This window comes from Curtobacterium sp. MCLR17_043, assembly GCF_003224215.1.
Taxonomy (GTDB): Bacteria; Actinomycetota; Actinomycetes; order Actinomycetales; family Microbacteriaceae; genus Curtobacterium; species Curtobacterium flaccumfaciens.
Map to the genome: position 1 here is coordinate 59,806 of NZ_QKLH01000016.1, position 15,772 is coordinate 75,577.

The following is a 15,772-nucleotide window of genomic DNA, read 5'->3' on the forward strand; positions in this document are numbered from 1 at the left end:
CGGGCGTCATGGGACGTTTCGGACCTCGCGAGCCGCCGCCCACGCTCGAACTTCGAGGAGTGCCTCGCGTCGCCACCGCCAGAGCGGAGCGAACTTCGTGCCGTCGTCCTCCCGTGCCCGGGTCAGCAGCCAGATCTGCCGTCGGTGTTCGGCCCCGTGATCGTCGCGCCACTCGACGAACGCGTCGTCGAGCACCGCGGTGATCCCCGCACGCGGGGCGGTCCAGGACGAGAGGAAGCCGGAGTACCGGAGGGTGTCGTCGCACAGGTGCACGGCGACGCGTCGGAGCCTGGCCGTGGCCCAGGTCCCGCCGGCGATGAAGGCGACACCGAGGACGAAGACGAACACCCGCGCCGATGCTCCGGGCACGAAGGCCACGCCCGCGAGTACGACTCCCGTCCCGATCATCACCGGGCCGAACACGATGAGGTTCAGGATGCGATCCGGGCGCGGTGGACGGATCGTCGTCACGGCAGAGCGTCCAGGTCGGCGAGGGCCTGCTCGGCATCGGCGATCCGGTCGGCCTCGGGGCGGGTCCACCACTCGGGGCCGCGTTCGCCCAGCCCGTGCTTGGCCAGGCCGTTCCGGTGCCGCGCCGCCGCCAGGGCCTCGTCATCGCCCGCGCGCTTCGCGGTCTTCACAGCGTTGCGCCCGCGCCCCAGGTGGGAGCGGAGCGCGGCGGCGAGTTCCTCGGGCAGGGCGGGGTCGGTGCGGCGCCAGCGTCGGCCGTCCACGACGAAGAAGTGGTCGTCGGGTTCGGCGGTCATGGTGCGAGTCTGCACCGTCGGTGGTGCCGGGTAGACAGGAGTCGATGAGCCACGAACGCGTCCGCCCGATGCTCGACGTCCGGCGCATCTACGCCGAGCCGGCCGCCCTCGAACTGCAGCGTGGGCAGGAGATCGTCGGGCGCTGGCCTGACGCCGAGATCGTCCCGGTCGAGTCGCACTGGAACATCCCCGAGGTGCACGGCGACGAACGGAACGTCCAGCGCTGGGTGCGGATCAAGACCGAGGCGCTCGTGCTCGGTGTGAAGAAGTCGCTGGTGACCCGGCCGAACGGTCGCTCCGCCGACTTCATCGCACCGTCCACCGCGAACGGCTGCGCGATGGCGTGCGCCTACTGCTACGTACCGCGGCGCAAGGGCTACAGCAACCCGGTGACGGTGTTCGCGAACATCGACCAGATCACCAAGCACGTGGCGCGGAACATCGCCAAGCAGGGGCCGAAGACCGAACCGAACCAGTGCGACCCGGAAGCCTGGGTCTACGACATCGGCGAGAACAGCGACTGCTCGGTCGACGCGATGATCAGCGACAACGTCCGCGACCTTTGCGACCTGTTCCGGATGACCCCGACGGCCAAGGCCTCGTTCGCCACGAAGTACGTCAACCGCGACCTGCTCGACTGGGACCCGATGGGTCGGACCCGGATCCGTTTCTCGCTGATGCCGCACGAGACCGCGAAGGTCACCGACATCCGTACGAGCCCGATCGCCGAGCGCATCGCCGCGGTGAACGACTTCGTCGACGCCGGGTACGAGGTCCACCTGAACTTCTCGCCGGTCATCCTCACGCCGACGTGGGAGTCGGACTGGGCCGAGATGCTCCGGCAGGTCGACGACGTGCTGTCCCCGGCCGCCAAGGCGCAGCTCGCGGCCGAGGTGATCTTCCTGACCCACAACCAGCCCCTGCACGAGATCAACCTCGGGTGGCACCCCAAGGCCGAGGACCTGCTGTGGCGTCCGGACCTGCAGGAGCAGAAGGTGTCCCAGAACGGTGCCGTGAACGTGCGCTACCGGTCCGGCATGAAGGGGCAGCTCGTCGAGCGCTTCCGCGAACTCGTGGCCGAGCACCTGCCGTCCTGCCGGATCCGGTACGCCTTCTGACCGGCCCCCGACGGATCAGGGGATGAGGCGGTCGGCCCGGTACCGGGCGAACAGGTCCGCGAAGGCCTGCTCGGTCCGGCGGAACGCCGTGAACCCGGCGTCGCGGCTCTTCCCCATGTCGGTGACGACCTCCATCGCACGACCGAGGTCGGCGTCGGTGTGCCACCACGAGGCGAGCCGGGTGATGTCGGCCTCGGCGAGACCGTGGCGCTCGGCGATGCCGGCCCACTCGGACTCGTACGGCGCCATCTGCTCCTCGAGCGGTCGCGGAGCGTCCTCGTAGCCCACGACGCGCGTGGGGTCGACACCGAGGTGCGCGGCCAGGCGCGGCCACATCCAGCGCCACCGGAAGACGTCACCGTTGACGATGTTGAACGGCTCGTCCGCACCCTCGGGTGACGTCGAGGCCCACACCATGTGCTCGGCGAGGATGCCGGCGTCGGTCATGTCGGTCAGGCCGTTCCACTGGGCCTCGCTTCCCGGGAACACGAAGTCCAGGTCGAGTTCCTTCGCCAGCGTGGCCTGCACGGCGAGTGTGAGGCCCATGTTCATGGCGTTGCCGACCGCGTGCCCGATCACGGTGTGCGAGCGGTGCACGGACCAGGTGAACCCCTGGCGCTCGGCTGCGGCGAAGAGCTCGTCCTCCTGCGCGTAGTAGAAGTTCGGGGTGTCGAGGCGCGGTTCCTCCTCGTGGAAGGGGGTGTCGGGCATCTCGCCGGCGGCGTACGCCTCGAACGGGCCGAGGTAGTGCTTCAGGCCGGTGACCAGGGCGACGTGCTCGAGCGGAGCGTGCGACAGCGCCGCGAGCAGGTCGCGGACCATGCCGCCGTTGACGCGGATGTTCTCCGCCTCGGTGTCCTGCCGCTGCCACGCGGTGAAGAAGACGTGCGTCGGGCGTTCGTCGGCGAGTGCGGCCGCCAGGCTCTCGGGGTCGCGCAGGTCGGCCGCGACGGTCCGGACACCCTGTTCGGCGAGCGGTCGGCGGGAGAGCGCCGTCACGTCCCAGCCCAGGTCGAGCAGGTGGCGCACCAGGGCGGAACCGGTGATGCCACTGGCTCCGACGACCAGGGCTTCGCGGCGGGCAGAGGTCTGTTCGGTCGATCCGGTTGCAGTCATCCTTCGATGCAACCGACGTTGGACGACACGTGTTCCCTCACCGCGGACGGCGGATGCGGATCGGGCCCTTGGCGGTCGACGGGTCCACGACCGACCCGCCCTGGGTGATCTCGACCTCGCCGCGCGCGACCATGCGCCGGGCGGCTCGACGTGCGGGCTCCATCAGCGGTCGCCAGTCGTCCGGGTCGAGTGAGCGTGCGACCTCGGACGGGCAGATGCTCGAGGTCCGCGCCCGTGCCGCGAGCAGTTCGTCGATGCGCTGCTCCAGAGCCCGGTCGGTGTCGTCGAGGCCGTGTCGACGGCAGGCTCCGGAACACCACTTCGCCTCCGGCGCCGCGGAGGACGGCATCCGTCGCCCGCACGAGGCGCAGGTCCGTTCGGCGTGTGTCGACTCCGATGCCGACGCATCGGCTTCCGTCCTGATCGCCCGTCCCATGGCCCCATCCTCGTCCTGCTCGGCAGGGCGGTCCACAGCGACCACGCACACGGTCCAGGTGCGCCTGGCAGCATCGGAGCGGTGAACCCCGACACCGCCCCCGCCCGTCCGTCCGAGCCGGCCTGGGTCCAGCACGCGATGTGGTGGCACGTCTACCCGCTCGGCTTCGTCGGCGCCGAGGTCCGCCCTGCGTCACCGGTGGGGGAGCGTCCGCTCGAACACCGCCTCGACCGCTTGACCGGGTGGCTCGACCACGTCGTCGACCTCGGTCTGAACGGCCTGTTGCTCGGCCCGGTGTTCGCGAGCTCGACCCACGGGTACGACACTGTCGACCACTTCCGCATCGACCCGCGCCTGGGCGACGACTCCGACTTCGACGCCCTGGTCGCCGCGGGGCACGAGCGGGGCGTGCGGGTGCTGCTGGACGGGGTGTTCAACCACGTCGGGCGTGAGCACCCGGCCTTCACCGCCTTGTCGGACCGGGGCCCGGAGGCGCCGACCGCCGACCTGTTCGCCATCGACTGGTCCGGGTGGCAGCCGGGGCAGCCCGTGCCCGTCGGGCTGTTCGAGGGCCACGACATCCTCGTCGCGCTCGACCACGACAGTCGCGCCACCGAGGACCTCGTGGTGGAGGTGATGACGCACTGGCTGGGCCGCGGCGTCGACGGTTGGCGGCTCGACGCGGCGTACGCGGTGCCGCCAGCGTTCTGGGCGCGGGTGCTGCCGCGGGTGCGGGAGCGGTTCCCGGACGCCTGGTTCAGCGGCGAGGTGATCCACGGCGACGCGGCGGCGATCGCGCGCGACTCGACGATGGACTCGCTGACCCAGTACGAGTTGTGGCAGGGGATCTGGCACGGCATCGCGGACCGCAACGGCCACGAGCTCGCGCACGCGATCGAGCGGCACGACGCGCTGCTGGCCACCTTCGCCCCGACGACGTTCGTCGGCAACCACGACGTCACCCGGATCGCGAGTGCGGTGGGGGAGCGGTTCGCCGGGCATGCCGCCGCGGTGCTGTTCACGGTGGCGGGGACCCCGGTGGTCTACGCGGGCGACGAGTACGGCTGGACCGGGGTGAAGGAGGAACGTGAGGGCGGCGACGACGCGGTCCGCCCGGAGTTCCTGGCCGAGGTGCCGGAGCCGACGGACCTGACCCACGCGTACGAGGCGCTCATCGCCCTGCGTCGCCGGAACCCGTGGCTGCACCGCGCACACACCGACGTCGTGCACCTGACCAACACCGCCGTGGTGCTGCGGACCGCGACGGCGGACGCCGCCGTGGTGACCGCCCTGAACCTGTCGGACGATCCCGTCGAGGTGCCCGTGGCCGACGCGACGCAGGTCGAGGCGGGCGGGGCCGATCTCGGGGACGGGACCCTGCGCCTCCCGGCCGGGGGTTGGGCCGTCCTGTCGCGTTCGTGAGCAGAAACGGTCGGGTCCCCATCGAGGACCCGACCGTTTCTGCTCACCAAGCGAACACGCGCACGCACACGCGCGCACGCGCGCGCACGCCCGAACGCGCTACTTGCGCGCGGACGCCGCCCGGCGCTTGTTGAACACGTCGAACGCGACGGCGGCGAGCAGCACCAGACCCTTGATCAGGGACTGGAACTCGGTGCCGACACCGAGGATCGACATGCCGTTGTTCAGCAGACCGATGATGAGACCACCGACGATGGCGCCCGGCACGGTGCCGATGCCGCCGGTGACGGCCGCGCCACCGATGAAGACGGCAGCGATGGCGTCGAGCTCGAAGCCGTTGCCCGCGCCCGGTGCCGCCAGGTTGAGCTGGCCGGTGAAGACCACGCCCGCCAGGGCCGAGATGACACCCATGTTGACGAAGAGCAGGAACGTCACGCGCTTCGTCTTCACACCCGACAGCTGCGCGGCCAGGGCGTTGCCACCGATCGCGTAGATGTGGCGGCCGAACACCGCGCTCCGCATGACGACCGAGTAGATCACCACGAGGGCGCCGAGCACGACGAGCACGATCGGGGTGCCGTTGTAGCTGGCGAGCAGGAGCGCCACGTAGATCACGAGCACGGCGCCGAACGCCGTCTTCACGATGAACCAGGCGAACGGCTCGCTCTCGAGCTGGTACTTGCGACGCGTGATGCGACCGCGGAACGCGGCGATCACCATGACGGCCGCGGCGGCGAAGCCGAGGATCATCGTGAGCGGCTCGTACCCGGTGGTGCCGAAGGACGGCAGGAAGCCGGAGCCGAGCGAGCGGAAGCCGGCGGGGAACGGCGAGATCTGCTGGTTCTGCAGGACGATCTGCGCCGCGCCGCGGAACGCGAGCATGCCCGCCAGCGTCACGATGAACGCCGGGATCCCGAAGTAGGCGATCCAGAAGCCCTGCCAGGCGCCGACGAGTGCACCGACCACCAGGCAGAGCACGACCGCGATCGGCCACGGGATGTTCCACTGCGTGATCATCACGCCGGCCATGGCACCGGTGAAGGCGACCACCGACCCGACCGACAGGTCGATGTGTCCGGCGATGATGACCATGACCATGCCGATGGCCAGGATGAGGATGTAGCTGTTCTGGACGATCAGGTTCGAGACGTTGATCGGGGCCAGCGTGATGCCGTTCGTGGTCACCTGGAAGAAGATGACGATGACGATCAGCGCGATGAACAGGCCGATCTGTCGGAGCTGCCCGGTGAGGTAGCCGACGGCGGACTTAAGCGCGTTCATTGACAGGGGTCTCCCGTTCCTGGGTCATGTACTGCATGAGGACCTCGGGCGTCGCCTCGGCGCGCGGGACGTCGGCCGTGATGGTGCCCTCGGAGAGGGTGTAGATGCGGTCGCAGATACCGAGCAGTTCGGGGAGCTCGGAGGAGATCACGATGACCGCCTTCCCCTGGTCGGCGAGCTGGTTGATGATCGTGTAGATCTCGTACTTCGCGCCGACGTCGATGCCGCGGGTCGGCTCGTCGAGGATGAGCACGTCGGGGTCGGCGTACATCCACTTCGACAGGACGACCTTCTGCTGGTTCCCGCCGGAGAGCTTCCCCGTCACGACGTCGACGTTCGGCGCCTTGATGTTGAGGCTCTTGAGGAACTGGGTCGCGACGGTGGTCTCCTCCGAGGAGTTCACGAAGCCCCAGTTGGCGAGCTTGCCGAGTGCCGACCCGGAGATGTTCCGCTTGATGTCGTCGATCAGGTTCAGGCCGTACCGCTTGCGGTCCTCGGTGACGTAGGCGATGCCGTTGTCGATCGCCTGCGAGACGGTGTGCGTCTTGATCGGGGTGCCGCGCTTGTAGACGGTGCCGCTGATGCCGGTGCCGTAGGACTGCCCGAAGACGCTCATCGCGAGTTCCGTGCGGCCGGCGCCCATGAGCCCGGCGATGCCGACGACCTCGCCGGCGCGGACGTTGAGGTTGGCCTGGTGGATGATCTCGCGCGACGAGTCGAGCTGGTGGTGGACGGTCCAGTCCTCGATCCGCAGCAGTTCCTCGCCGATGACGGGGTTCTCGCGCTCGGGGTACCGGTTCGACAGGTCACGGCCGACCATCCCGCGGATGATCCGGTCCTCGGACACGTCGTCGGCCCGCATGTCGAGCGTCTCGATGGTCTTGCCGTCGCGGATGATCGTGACCTTGTCCGCGATCGCCTTGATCTCGTTGAGCTTGTGGCTGATGATGATCGCCGTCATCCCCTCGGCCTGCAGCGAGCGGATGAGCTCGAGCAGGTGCGCGGAGTCGTCGTCGTTCAGCGCGGCGGTGGGCTCGTCGAGGATGAGGAGCTTCACCTCCTTCGAGAGCGCCTTCGCGATCTCGACGAGCTGCTGCTTGCCGACACCGAGGTCGACGACCTTGGTGACGGGGTTGTCCTTCAGCCCGACGCGCTTGAGCAGCTCGGCGGCCGTCAGGTTCGTCTTGTTCCAGTCGATGAAGCCGCCCTTGGACTGCTCGTTGCCGAGGAAGATGTTCTCGGCGATCGACAGGAAGGGGCTGAGCGCCAGCTCCTGGTGGATGATCACGACGCCCGCAGCCTCGGAGTCGTTGATGTTCGCGAACCGCACGGGTTCGCCGTCGAGCAGGATCTCGCCGTCGAAGGAGCCGGCCGGGTAGACACCCGACAGCACCTTCATGAGCGTCGACTTGCCCGCGCCGTTCTCGCCGCAGATCGCGTGGACCTGGCCGCGCTCGACCTCGATCGAGACGCCCTGCAGGGCCTTGACGCCGGGGAACGTCTTGGTGATGTCCCGCATCTCGAGGATGGTGTCCGCCATGTGGACGCCTTTCCGTCGTGCGCGCGTGCGCGCGCTGGTGGAGACGGACTGGAGGCGCGGTGCGGGCTGGCACCGCGCCTCCGGTCCGTGAGATGGGCCTGACTACTTCAGGTCGGCTTCGGTGTAGTACCCGGAGTCCACGAGGACTTCCTTGTAGTTGTCCTTCGTGACGACCGTCGGCTGGAACAGGAAGGTCGGGACGACCTTGACCTTGTTGTCGTAGCTCTTCGTGTCGTTGACCTCGGGGTCCTTGCCGGTGAGCAGGTCCTCGGCCATGGTGACGGACTGCTTGGCGAGCTTGCGCGTGTCCTTGTAGATCGTCGAGTACTGCTGGCCGGCGATGATCGACTTGACCGAGGCGGCCTCGGCGTCCTGGCCCGTGACCGTCGGGAGCGGACGGTCGCTCGTGCCGTACCCGGCGCCCTGGAGCGCCGAGATGATGCCGATCGAGATGCCGTCGTACGGCGAGAGCACGCCGTCGAGCGTGGTGCCGCCCGAGTAGGACTTCGCGATCAGGTTCTGCATGCGGGCCTTGGCCGTGGCCGGGTCCCACTGCTGCGTCGCGGCCTGGGACAGCTCGTCCTGGCCGGACTGGATCTTCAGCGTGCCGTCCTCGAGGTACGGCTTGAGCGTCTTCATGGCGCCGTTGAAGAAGAACCCGGCGTTGTTGTCGTCGAGCGAGCCGGCGAAGACCTCGATGTTGAAGGGGCCCTTCTCGCCGGTCTTCTTGCCGTCCGCGTCGAGCACGCCCAGGCCGGTGAGCAGGCTGTTCGCCTGGTCGACGCCGACCTTCTCGTTGTCGAAGGACACGTAGTAGTCGACGTTCTTGTTGCCCGTGAGCAGGCGGTCGTACGAGATCACCTTGATGCCGGCCTTGGCGGCGGCGTCGAGCTGGTCGGAGAGTGCGCCACCGTCGATCGACGCGATGATCAGGACCTTCGCGCCCTTGGTGATCATGTTGCTGACCTGCTGGGCCTGCTGCTGGACCTTGTTGTCGCCGTACTCGAGGTCGACCTTGTAGCCGGCCTTCTCGAGGTCGCTCTTGACGGCGTTGCCGTCCTTGATCCACCGCTCGGAGACCTTGGTGGGCATGGCGACGCCGACGAGGGCGCCCTTGTTGTCGCCGCCGCTGCCGCCACCGTCGGTGGACGCACGGCCGCCGGCCGAGCAAGCGGCCAGCGAGATCGCGATGCCGACGGCTGCGACGCCCGCGATGATCCTGCGCTTCATCATCGAAGTACCTCTGTTCCTTCGCGTCGTCCTCGACGCGGTCGGGTGCCGGGGCTGCTGTGCCCCGTGGGATGCGCTCGTGTGAGCGCTCACATCTTGTGGGTTCCGTGACGGGGTGTCAACTCAACACCGCCGTTTCGTGATCTTGCCGCGGCGGCCGGACCGAGCGGTACGGTTGGCCACGTGAGCATCACGACCGCCCCCGAGGGCAGGGGCGGCAAGCGCCGGAAGGCCCCGACGATCTTCGACGTCGCCGAACGCGCCGGCGTGTCCCACCAGACCGTCTCCCGCGTGATCAACGGCGATCCGACCGTCCGCGAGCAGTTCCGGACGCAGGTCACCGACGCCGTCACCGAGCTCGGGTACCGGCCCCGCGCCGCCGCCCGGGCGCTCGCCGGTGGGCGGAGCAAGGCGCTCGGCATCATCACCGCCGGCGACGCGCTGTACGGCCCGTCGAGCACCTCGATCGGCTTCGAACGAGCCGCCCGCTCCGCCGGGTACCACGTGCTGCTGTCGACCCTGCCCGAGGAACCGCGGCCGTCCGACCTGTCCGGGGCGCTCACCACGCTGCTCGCGCAGGACGTCGCCGCGATCGTGCTGGTCGCCGCGGACAACCGGGTGCTCGACGCCCTCGCCTCGCTCACCGTGCCGGTCACGGTGCCCGTCGTGGTGTCGAACGCCGTGCAGCGCGACGCCGTCCGGACCCCGGTCGCGCCGAGCGTCGCCGCCGTCGCCATCGACCAGGCGGCCGGCACCTCGCTCGTCATGCAGCACCTGTTCGACCGCGGACACCGCCGGATCGTGCACATCGCCGGGCCGCACGTGTCGCAGGAGTCCGAGGTGCGTCGCGCCACCTACGTGCGGATCATGCAGGACGCCGGGCTCGAACCGGTCGTGCTCGAGGGCGACTGGACTCCGGCGAGCGGCTTCGCGGCCGCCCGGCACATCGACGTGGGGACGGTCGACGCCGTCTTCGCGGGCAACGACCAGATGGCGCTCGGGGTGCTGCACGCCTTCGCCGACGAGGGGCTGCGGGTTCCCGACGACATCGCGGTGGTGGGGTTCGACGACGTCCCCGAGGCGGCGCACTTCACGCCGCCGCTGACCACCGTGCGGCAGGACTTCCGGGCGATGGGGGAGCGGGTGCTCGACACCGTGCGGGCCCTGGTCGAGGGGGAGCCCCGCGACGAGACGCTGCTCGCGCCCGAGCTGGTGGTGCGGCGCAGCACGTAGCGCCCCGTCGCACCGTGCGGCGGTGTGCGGGTGGTGCGAGGTTCTTCCCTGCGCGGGCCCGCGGCGCACGGTGCGGCGTTGTGCGGCCGGTGCGAGGTTGATCGCTCGGTGCGGCGCTACAGTCCCGCACCGAGCGGTCAACCCCGCACCGACCGAGCGGCCGCGCACGGTGCGAAGCCGCGCACAACCCCGCACCGACCGAGGGGCCGCGCACGGTGCGAAGCCGTGCACGACCCCGAGCTGACCCGACCGTCAGCCCTTCAACGCCCCGGACGACAGCCCGGCGACGTAGAACCGTTGCAACCCGACGTACAGCGCGATGCACGGGATCATCGCCACCACCGACCCGGCGACGAGGTTGCCGTACGACACCTGCCCGTACGCCCCGGTCTGCAGGTTGAGCAGCGCGACCGGCAGCGTGTACAGCGAGTCCTTCGTCAGGAACGTCAGGGCTCCGAGGAACTCCGTCCACGACGCCAGGAACGCGTAGAGCGCCGCGGTCGCCGCCCCGGGCAGGAGCAGCGGGCGGAGCACCGACACGACGACCCGGAAGCGCGAGGCTCCGTCGACGAAGGCCGAGTCCTCGAGCTCGGTGGGGATCGACTCGAACGCGTTCCGCATCACGAACACCCCGAACGGCAGGTTCACCGTCGTGTAGAACAGCACGAGCCCGAGCAGCGAGTTCGTCAGCCCCATGGCGTTCATCTCGAGGTACAGCGGCGTGAGGATGGCCTGGAACGGCACCATCATCGTCAGCAGCACCAGGCCGAACACGAGGCCGGCGCCCCGGAACCGGAAGCGCGCGAACCCGTAGCCCGCCATGGTCGCGATCACCGCGGTCAGCACCGCCGTGGCGATCGACACGATGAGCGAGTTCACGACGCCGGCGAGCAGGTGCGACGACGAGGCGAACACGGCGGCGAAGTTCTGCCACCCGAGCTGGAAGAACGTCGCCGGGTCGGGGGCCTGCGTGATGACGGCCTCGGACTGGAACGCCCGCAGGATCGACCAGATGAGCGGGACGCCGAACACGAGCGCGGAACCGATGCCGGCGATGGCGTACAGGGTGCGCTTGACGGTGGTGTCGCGGGGGTGCTGGACGCTGCCCTGCTGGTGGCGCCGACGTCGGCCGTCACCCGTGGTGGTCAGGGTCCTGGTGGACAGGTCCGGCGCCGCGAGGGCCGCACGGGAGGTCGTGGTGCTCATGGCGTCAGTCCTTCTCTCGCAGTGCCCAGAACTGGAACACCGTCACGGCGGCGATCACCACGACGAGGGCGATCGACTGGGCGGTCGCCGCTCCGAGCTGCAGGTTCACGAACCCGCGGTTGTAGATCGCGTTCACGATCGTGGTGGTCTCGGTGCCCGGTCCGCCCTGGGTCAGGATGTAGAACTGGTTGAAGGCGAGCAGCGATCCGATCACCGAGATGATGACGCTCAGCGCGACGGTGGAGCGGATCATCGGGAACGTGATGAGGCGTTCGGTCTGCCACCAGGAGGCCCCCTCGAGCTGCGCCGACTCGTAGACCTCGTCGGGGACGCCCTGCATCGCCGACATGAGCAGCACCATGGTCAGTCCGGACACCGCCCAGACCACGAGCACGCAGATGAGCAGCGTCGCCAGCGGACCGTTCACGAGCCACGCGGTGCTGCCGTCGGTGATCCCGAGCCAGCGGAGCACCATGTTGACGGCCCCCGAGTTCGGCTGCGCCTCGAGCACGAGCATGAACGAGAGCGTCGTCAGCCCGACCACGTACGGCAGGAAGAACACCGTCCGCAGGATCGTGCTGCCACGGCGACGGGCCCGGACGAGCACGGCGAGGAAGTACCCGAGCGCCAGGATCGGCAGGGTCACGATCGCCGTGTACAGCAGCGTGTAGCCGATCGCGTGCACGAACGTCGGGTCCTGGAACAGCGTCAGGTAGTTCTGCAGCCCGATGAACCGGTACGGGCCGATCAGGGGCCAGTTCGTGAACGAGATGTAGAGCGCGAACACGAGCGGCACGAGCACGAAGACGGCGACGAACAGGATCGCCGGGGCGACGAGGACGGCGCCGGTGCGCGGCGGGTGGGTGAGCGAGTTGCGGGTCCGGACGGAGCCGCCGCGCCCCGGGCCGCGGCCCACGGTGGGACGGCCCGGGCCGGTCCGGCCGGCGGGGCGCCGGGTGGAGATGGTCGACATGCGTGCACCTCTCTGTGCATCAACAAGAGCGAGACGAGCGGGACGAGCGGAGAAGACAGGCAGGCAGGCTCAGGCCTGCACCTGGTCGAGGATCCGCTGGTAGTCGGACTGCGCCGTCCGCATGGCGGCAGCGCTCCCCGACCCGAACACGGCCTCCCGGAACATCGCGAAGTACGGCGACGACGGCTGGTTGTTGAGCAGGTTGTACGCCAGCGTCTGCGGTGCGTAGCCCTTGTCGATGGCGTCGAGCGGCCCGTACGCCAGTGGGAACCGCTTGCGGTACTCCGGGGTGGCGGCGTCGGACCGCGTCGGGAAGTACCCGCCGTCCGGCAGCGCCTGCTGCTGCTGGAGGCCGTTCGCGTACTGCATGAACGCCCACCCACCGGACGGGTTCGCCGCCCCGTTCGGGATGCACATGTTGTCGCCGCCGTCGAAGAACGACCGCTGGCCGTCCCACGACGGGATGAGCACCGTCTGCATCTTCGCGCGCATCGCCTTGGTGGCCGCGGGCACGGTCGCCCCGTACGAGGTCGGGAAGATCCCCACCTTGCCGGCCCGGAAGTCGGCACCCCACGTGGTACCGGCGTCGGAGTACGTCGCCTTCGACAGCACGCCGTCCTTCCACAGCTGCCGGTAGAACTCGAGCATGCGTTCGAGGGCCTCGTTGCCGGTGATGTTCGGCCGCTGGGAGCCCACCTCGCCGGTCATCATGTCGACGCCGGTCGCCCAGACGTGCGGCTGCGTGACGAAGCCGATGATGCCGGCGGCGTTGCCGGAGATCGACCAGCCGTACACGTCGTCGTCGAGCTTCCGGATGGCCTTCGCCGCGTCGAGCAGCGTGGACAGGTCCTTCGTCGACTCCTCGACGTCGAGGCCCGCACGCTCGAACAGCTCGGTGTTCACGAACAGCTGCGAGTTGTCGGCCAGGTAGGGCAGGCCGTAGTAGCGGTCGCGGTACTCGAGCAGGCGCAGGTGTCCCGGCGAGATCGCGTCGAAGTAGTCCAGGCTCTTGACCACGTCGGTCAGGTCGGCGAACGCCTCGCGGAAGATGAACAGCTGCGAGTTGATGTCGTCGATGTCGACGACGTCCGGCGGCTCACCCCCGCGGATCGCGGTCGCGAGCTTGGTCACGTACTGCGCGTCCGGCACGGGCGTCAGCTGGACCTGCAGCGCCGGGTTCGCCTTGTTGAACCCGGCGACGGCCGACGTCAGGCCGGCCTGGGTCGCCGACCGGCACCACACCTGCACGGTGCCGGTCGCGTTCTTCCCGAAGCTCGCGGGCTTCGCGACGACCTTCGGCAGGGTGCCGGAGCACCCGGCCAGGGCGAGGGCTGCCCCGCCGGCGACGCCGCCGACGAGGAACGCTCGGCGGTCCACGCCGGTCACCGCGCCAGCGGGAGCCAGACGCGCATCGGCGCGGCTCCCCGGTTGGCCCACGCGTAGTACGGGACGGCGATCGCGGTGACGTCGCGACCGGCCTGGAGGCCCGTGGTGGCGCCCTGCGGACCGGCCACGTCGTCGACGTTGATCGCGTCTCCGGCGTGATCCGCGCCTCCAGACCGGGTCGCGTCCAGCCGCTGGTACGGCCAGGCGGGCTGCACGTGCTCGGCCGGGGCGTGCCCCGGGATCCGCAGCGTGACGACGCCGTCGAGCAGGTCGTCGCGGCGCTCCTCGGTGATCGGCGCGTCCGCGTCGACCGTCAGGTCGTCGACCGTGAAGCCCTGCTGGTCCGCCTGCTCGACCGCGTACACGAGCGGGCCACGCTCGATCGCGACCTGCCCGCGGGCGGCGTCGATGCGGGCGTCGGCGACGTAGCGGTGCGGGGTCGTGTCGAAGACGAGCTCGACGGTGTCGCCCGCCGACCACTCGCGGTCGACGACGTGCAGCGTGCCCGCTGTCGGGCTCGCGGACCCGTCCGGACCCGTGACGGTCGTGGTGTCCGACCAGGTCGGGATCCGCAGACCCAGGGCGAGCGGGCCGTCCTCGGTGACCGTGACGCGGACGCGGCCCTCGTGCGGGTAGTCGGTCTCGACCCGCACCGGACCGAGGTCGGCGGTGGCGTACTGGTGGACCTGCAGCCCGCCGTCGGTCGCGGTCGCCAGGTAGCCGTCGAGGCTCGCGAAGGTGCGCATGATGTTCGGCGGGCAGCAGGCGCAGTCGAACCAGCCGCGGCGCCCGTGGGCGGGGGAGCGGTTCTCGTCCTGGTGGGCGTGGTCGCGCTGCTGCAGCGGGTTCACGTAGAAGTACTCGGTGCCGGCCAGGCTCACCCCGGCGAGGAACGCGTTGTAGAGCAGGCGCTCGATCGCGTCGGCGTAGACCGGCTTGCCGGTCGCGAGCAGCAGCCGCCAGGCCCACTGCACCCCGCCGATGGCCGCGCAGGTCTCGGCGTAGCCGCGGTCGGTCGGCAGCTCGTACGGGTCGCCGAACGCCTCCCAGTCCCAGCGGGCCCCGAGTCCGCCGGTGATGAAGGCCTTCGTCGCCATCATGTCCGCGAACTGGCGCTCGCTCGCGGTGAGGAGCTCGGTGTCCCCGGTCTCGATCGCGACGTCCACGGCACCCGCAGCCAGGTACACGGCGCGCACGGCGTGGCCCTCGACGGTCGTGGCCTGCCTGCTCGGCACCCGGTCGGAGAAGTACGTCGGCTCGCCGCCGGCGCGCTCGATGATGCCGTGCCCGCGGGCGTCGACGAACCAGTGCGCCAGGTCGAGGTAGTCACGGTTGCCGGTCTCGCGGTACAGCTCGACCAGGCCCATCTCGACGACGGGGTGGCCGTCGACGTCGCGCGTCTTCGGCGTGCCGTCCGGTGCGGTGCCGTCGCCGAACGTGCGGACCAGGTGGTCGGCGTTCTTGATCGCGACGTCGAGCAGCCCGGTGTCGCCCGTCGCACGGTGCTGGGCCACGGCCGCCTGGTACAGGTGCCCGGCGCAGTACATCTCGTGACTCCACTTGAGGTCCGTGTACCGCTCGCCCTTCCCACGGACCTGCTGGACGGAGTCCAGGTACCCGTCCTCTGCCTGCGCCCGGGCGTACAGGGCGGTGACTTCGCGCTGCAGGTCGAGCAGGTCCTCGGCAGGGGCGCGACCGTACTCCCACGCCACGGCCTCGAGCCACTTCGTCACGTCCGAGTCCATGAAGATCGGGCCGACGGCCTCGCCCTCCTCGAGTCCCGCGGCGATGCGGAGGTTGCGGAAGTTGCCGGCCGTCTCGAGCTGCTGGTAGCCGCTGCGGACGGCGTCGCGGCCGTTGCGCTCCTGGCGGAGCGCCCAGAAGCCGCCGGTGATCCGGGCGTCGCCGGTCGGCAGCGGCCGGAGCGTCAGGCGTGCGTCGGCGGTCGGGAGGACCGGGGTCGCGGTGTGTGCGCCGCAATCGGTCGCGAGCGTGGTGGTCATGTCGCCTCCTTGCGATGTGACTGGCACCGTCCGGATGGAGCTGGCCATCCGGAAAACGGTT

Annotated in this window: 14 protein-coding genes; 3 read left to right on the forward strand and 11 right to left on the reverse strand. The window is 69.9% G+C overall.

Annotated elements, in window-relative coordinates; translation table 11 throughout:
- Positions 1-6: 6 nt before the first annotated feature.
- Both DEJ03_RS14835 and DEJ03_RS14840 read right to left on the reverse strand, forming a co-directional pair.
- On the reverse strand, positions 7-471 hold the full coding sequence (locus DEJ03_RS14835; protein WP_110865202.1) for a hypothetical protein: 465 nt from the start codon (positions 469-471) through the stop codon (positions 7-9).
- Positions 468-767 (reverse strand): biopolymer transporter Tol, encoded by a 300-nt coding sequence (locus tag DEJ03_RS14840; RefSeq protein WP_110865203.1) that lies wholly within the window; start codon positions 765-767, stop codon positions 468-470. The genes DEJ03_RS14835 and DEJ03_RS14840 overlap by 4 nt, the downstream gene beginning before the upstream one ends.
- A gap of 44 nt (positions 768-811) precedes the next feature.
- On the opposite strand from DEJ03_RS14840, the gene DEJ03_RS14845 reads away from it, so the two are divergent.
- The gene (locus DEJ03_RS14845; protein WP_110865204.1) at positions 812-1,885 is read left to right on the forward strand and encodes a spore photoproduct lyase family protein; all 1,074 of its coding nucleotides are present in this window, start codon (positions 812-814) and stop codon (positions 1,883-1,885) included.
- A gap of 15 nt (positions 1,886-1,900) precedes the next feature.
- Here DEJ03_RS14845 and DEJ03_RS14850 read toward each other — a convergent pair whose 3' ends face one another.
- On the reverse strand, positions 1,901-3,001 hold the full coding sequence (locus DEJ03_RS14850) for an SDR family oxidoreductase (protein ID WP_110865205.1): 1,101 nt from the start codon (positions 2,999-3,001) through the stop codon (positions 1,901-1,903).
- A 37-nt stretch (positions 3,002-3,038) separates the two neighbouring features.
- Positions 3,039-3,437, reverse strand: coding sequence for a DUF3253 domain-containing protein (locus DEJ03_RS14855; RefSeq protein ID WP_110865206.1), 399 nt, complete (start codon positions 3,435-3,437; stop codon positions 3,039-3,041).
- An 81-nt stretch (positions 3,438-3,518) separates the two neighbouring features.
- Here DEJ03_RS14855 and DEJ03_RS14860 point away from each other — a divergent pair, with 81 nt between their 5' ends.
- On the forward strand, positions 3,519-4,859 hold the full coding sequence (locus DEJ03_RS14860; RefSeq protein WP_258370850.1) for an alpha-amylase family glycosyl hydrolase: 1,341 nt from the start codon (positions 3,519-3,521) through the stop codon (positions 4,857-4,859).
- Between the two features lie 99 nt (positions 4,860-4,958).
- Here DEJ03_RS14860 and mmsB read toward each other — a convergent pair whose 3' ends face one another.
- The 3 genes from mmsB to chvE all read right to left on the reverse strand — a co-directional run bounded on the left by mmsB (position 4,959) and on the right by chvE (position 8,913).
- Positions 4,959-6,140, reverse strand: coding sequence for a multiple monosaccharide ABC transporter permease (mmsB, locus tag DEJ03_RS14865; protein WP_027466160.1), 1,182 nt, complete (start codon positions 6,138-6,140; stop codon positions 4,959-4,961).
- On the reverse strand, positions 6,127-7,680 hold the full coding sequence (mmsA, locus tag DEJ03_RS14870) for a multiple monosaccharide ABC transporter ATP-binding protein (protein WP_027466161.1): 1,554 nt from the start codon (positions 7,678-7,680) through the stop codon (positions 6,127-6,129). Before mmsA ends, mmsB begins: the two co-directional genes overlap by 14 nt.
- Before the next feature lie 102 nt (positions 7,681-7,782).
- Complete coding sequence (gene chvE / locus DEJ03_RS14875) at positions 7,783-8,913, reverse strand: multiple monosaccharide ABC transporter substrate-binding protein (protein ID WP_110865207.1); 1,131 nt, start codon at positions 8,911-8,913, stop codon at positions 7,783-7,785.
- A gap of 180 nt (positions 8,914-9,093) precedes the next feature.
- Between chvE and DEJ03_RS14880 the strand changes: the two genes are divergently transcribed.
- On the forward strand, positions 9,094-10,143 hold the full coding sequence (locus DEJ03_RS14880) for a substrate-binding domain-containing protein (RefSeq protein ID WP_110865208.1): 1,050 nt from the start codon (positions 9,094-9,096) through the stop codon (positions 10,141-10,143).
- 252 nt (positions 10,144-10,395) lie between these two features.
- Here the strand turns inward: DEJ03_RS14880 and DEJ03_RS14885 are convergent, their stop codons facing one another.
- From DEJ03_RS14885 to DEJ03_RS14900, 4 genes are all read right to left on the reverse strand, one after another.
- A complete protein-coding gene (locus tag DEJ03_RS14885; protein ID WP_110865209.1) occupies positions 10,396-11,349 on the reverse strand; it encodes a carbohydrate ABC transporter permease in 954 nt (317 codons plus the stop codon).
- A gap of 4 nt (positions 11,350-11,353) precedes the next feature.
- Entirely contained in the window at positions 11,354-12,322 is a 969-nt protein-coding gene (locus DEJ03_RS14890; protein ID WP_071247863.1) for a carbohydrate ABC transporter permease, read from the reverse strand.
- A gap of 69 nt (positions 12,323-12,391) precedes the next feature.
- Positions 12,392-13,699 carry a sugar ABC transporter substrate-binding protein gene (locus tag DEJ03_RS14895; RefSeq protein ID WP_258370852.1) on the reverse strand — a complete coding sequence of 436 codons (1,308 nt, stop codon included), beginning with the start codon at positions 13,697-13,699 and terminating at the stop codon, positions 12,392-12,394.
- 5 nt (positions 13,700-13,704) lie between these two features.
- Positions 13,705-15,711 (reverse strand): glycoside hydrolase family 127 protein, encoded by a 2,007-nt coding sequence (locus DEJ03_RS14900; RefSeq protein WP_110865211.1) that lies wholly within the window; start codon positions 15,709-15,711, stop codon positions 13,705-13,707.
- Positions 15,712-15,772: the final 61 nt, after the last annotated feature.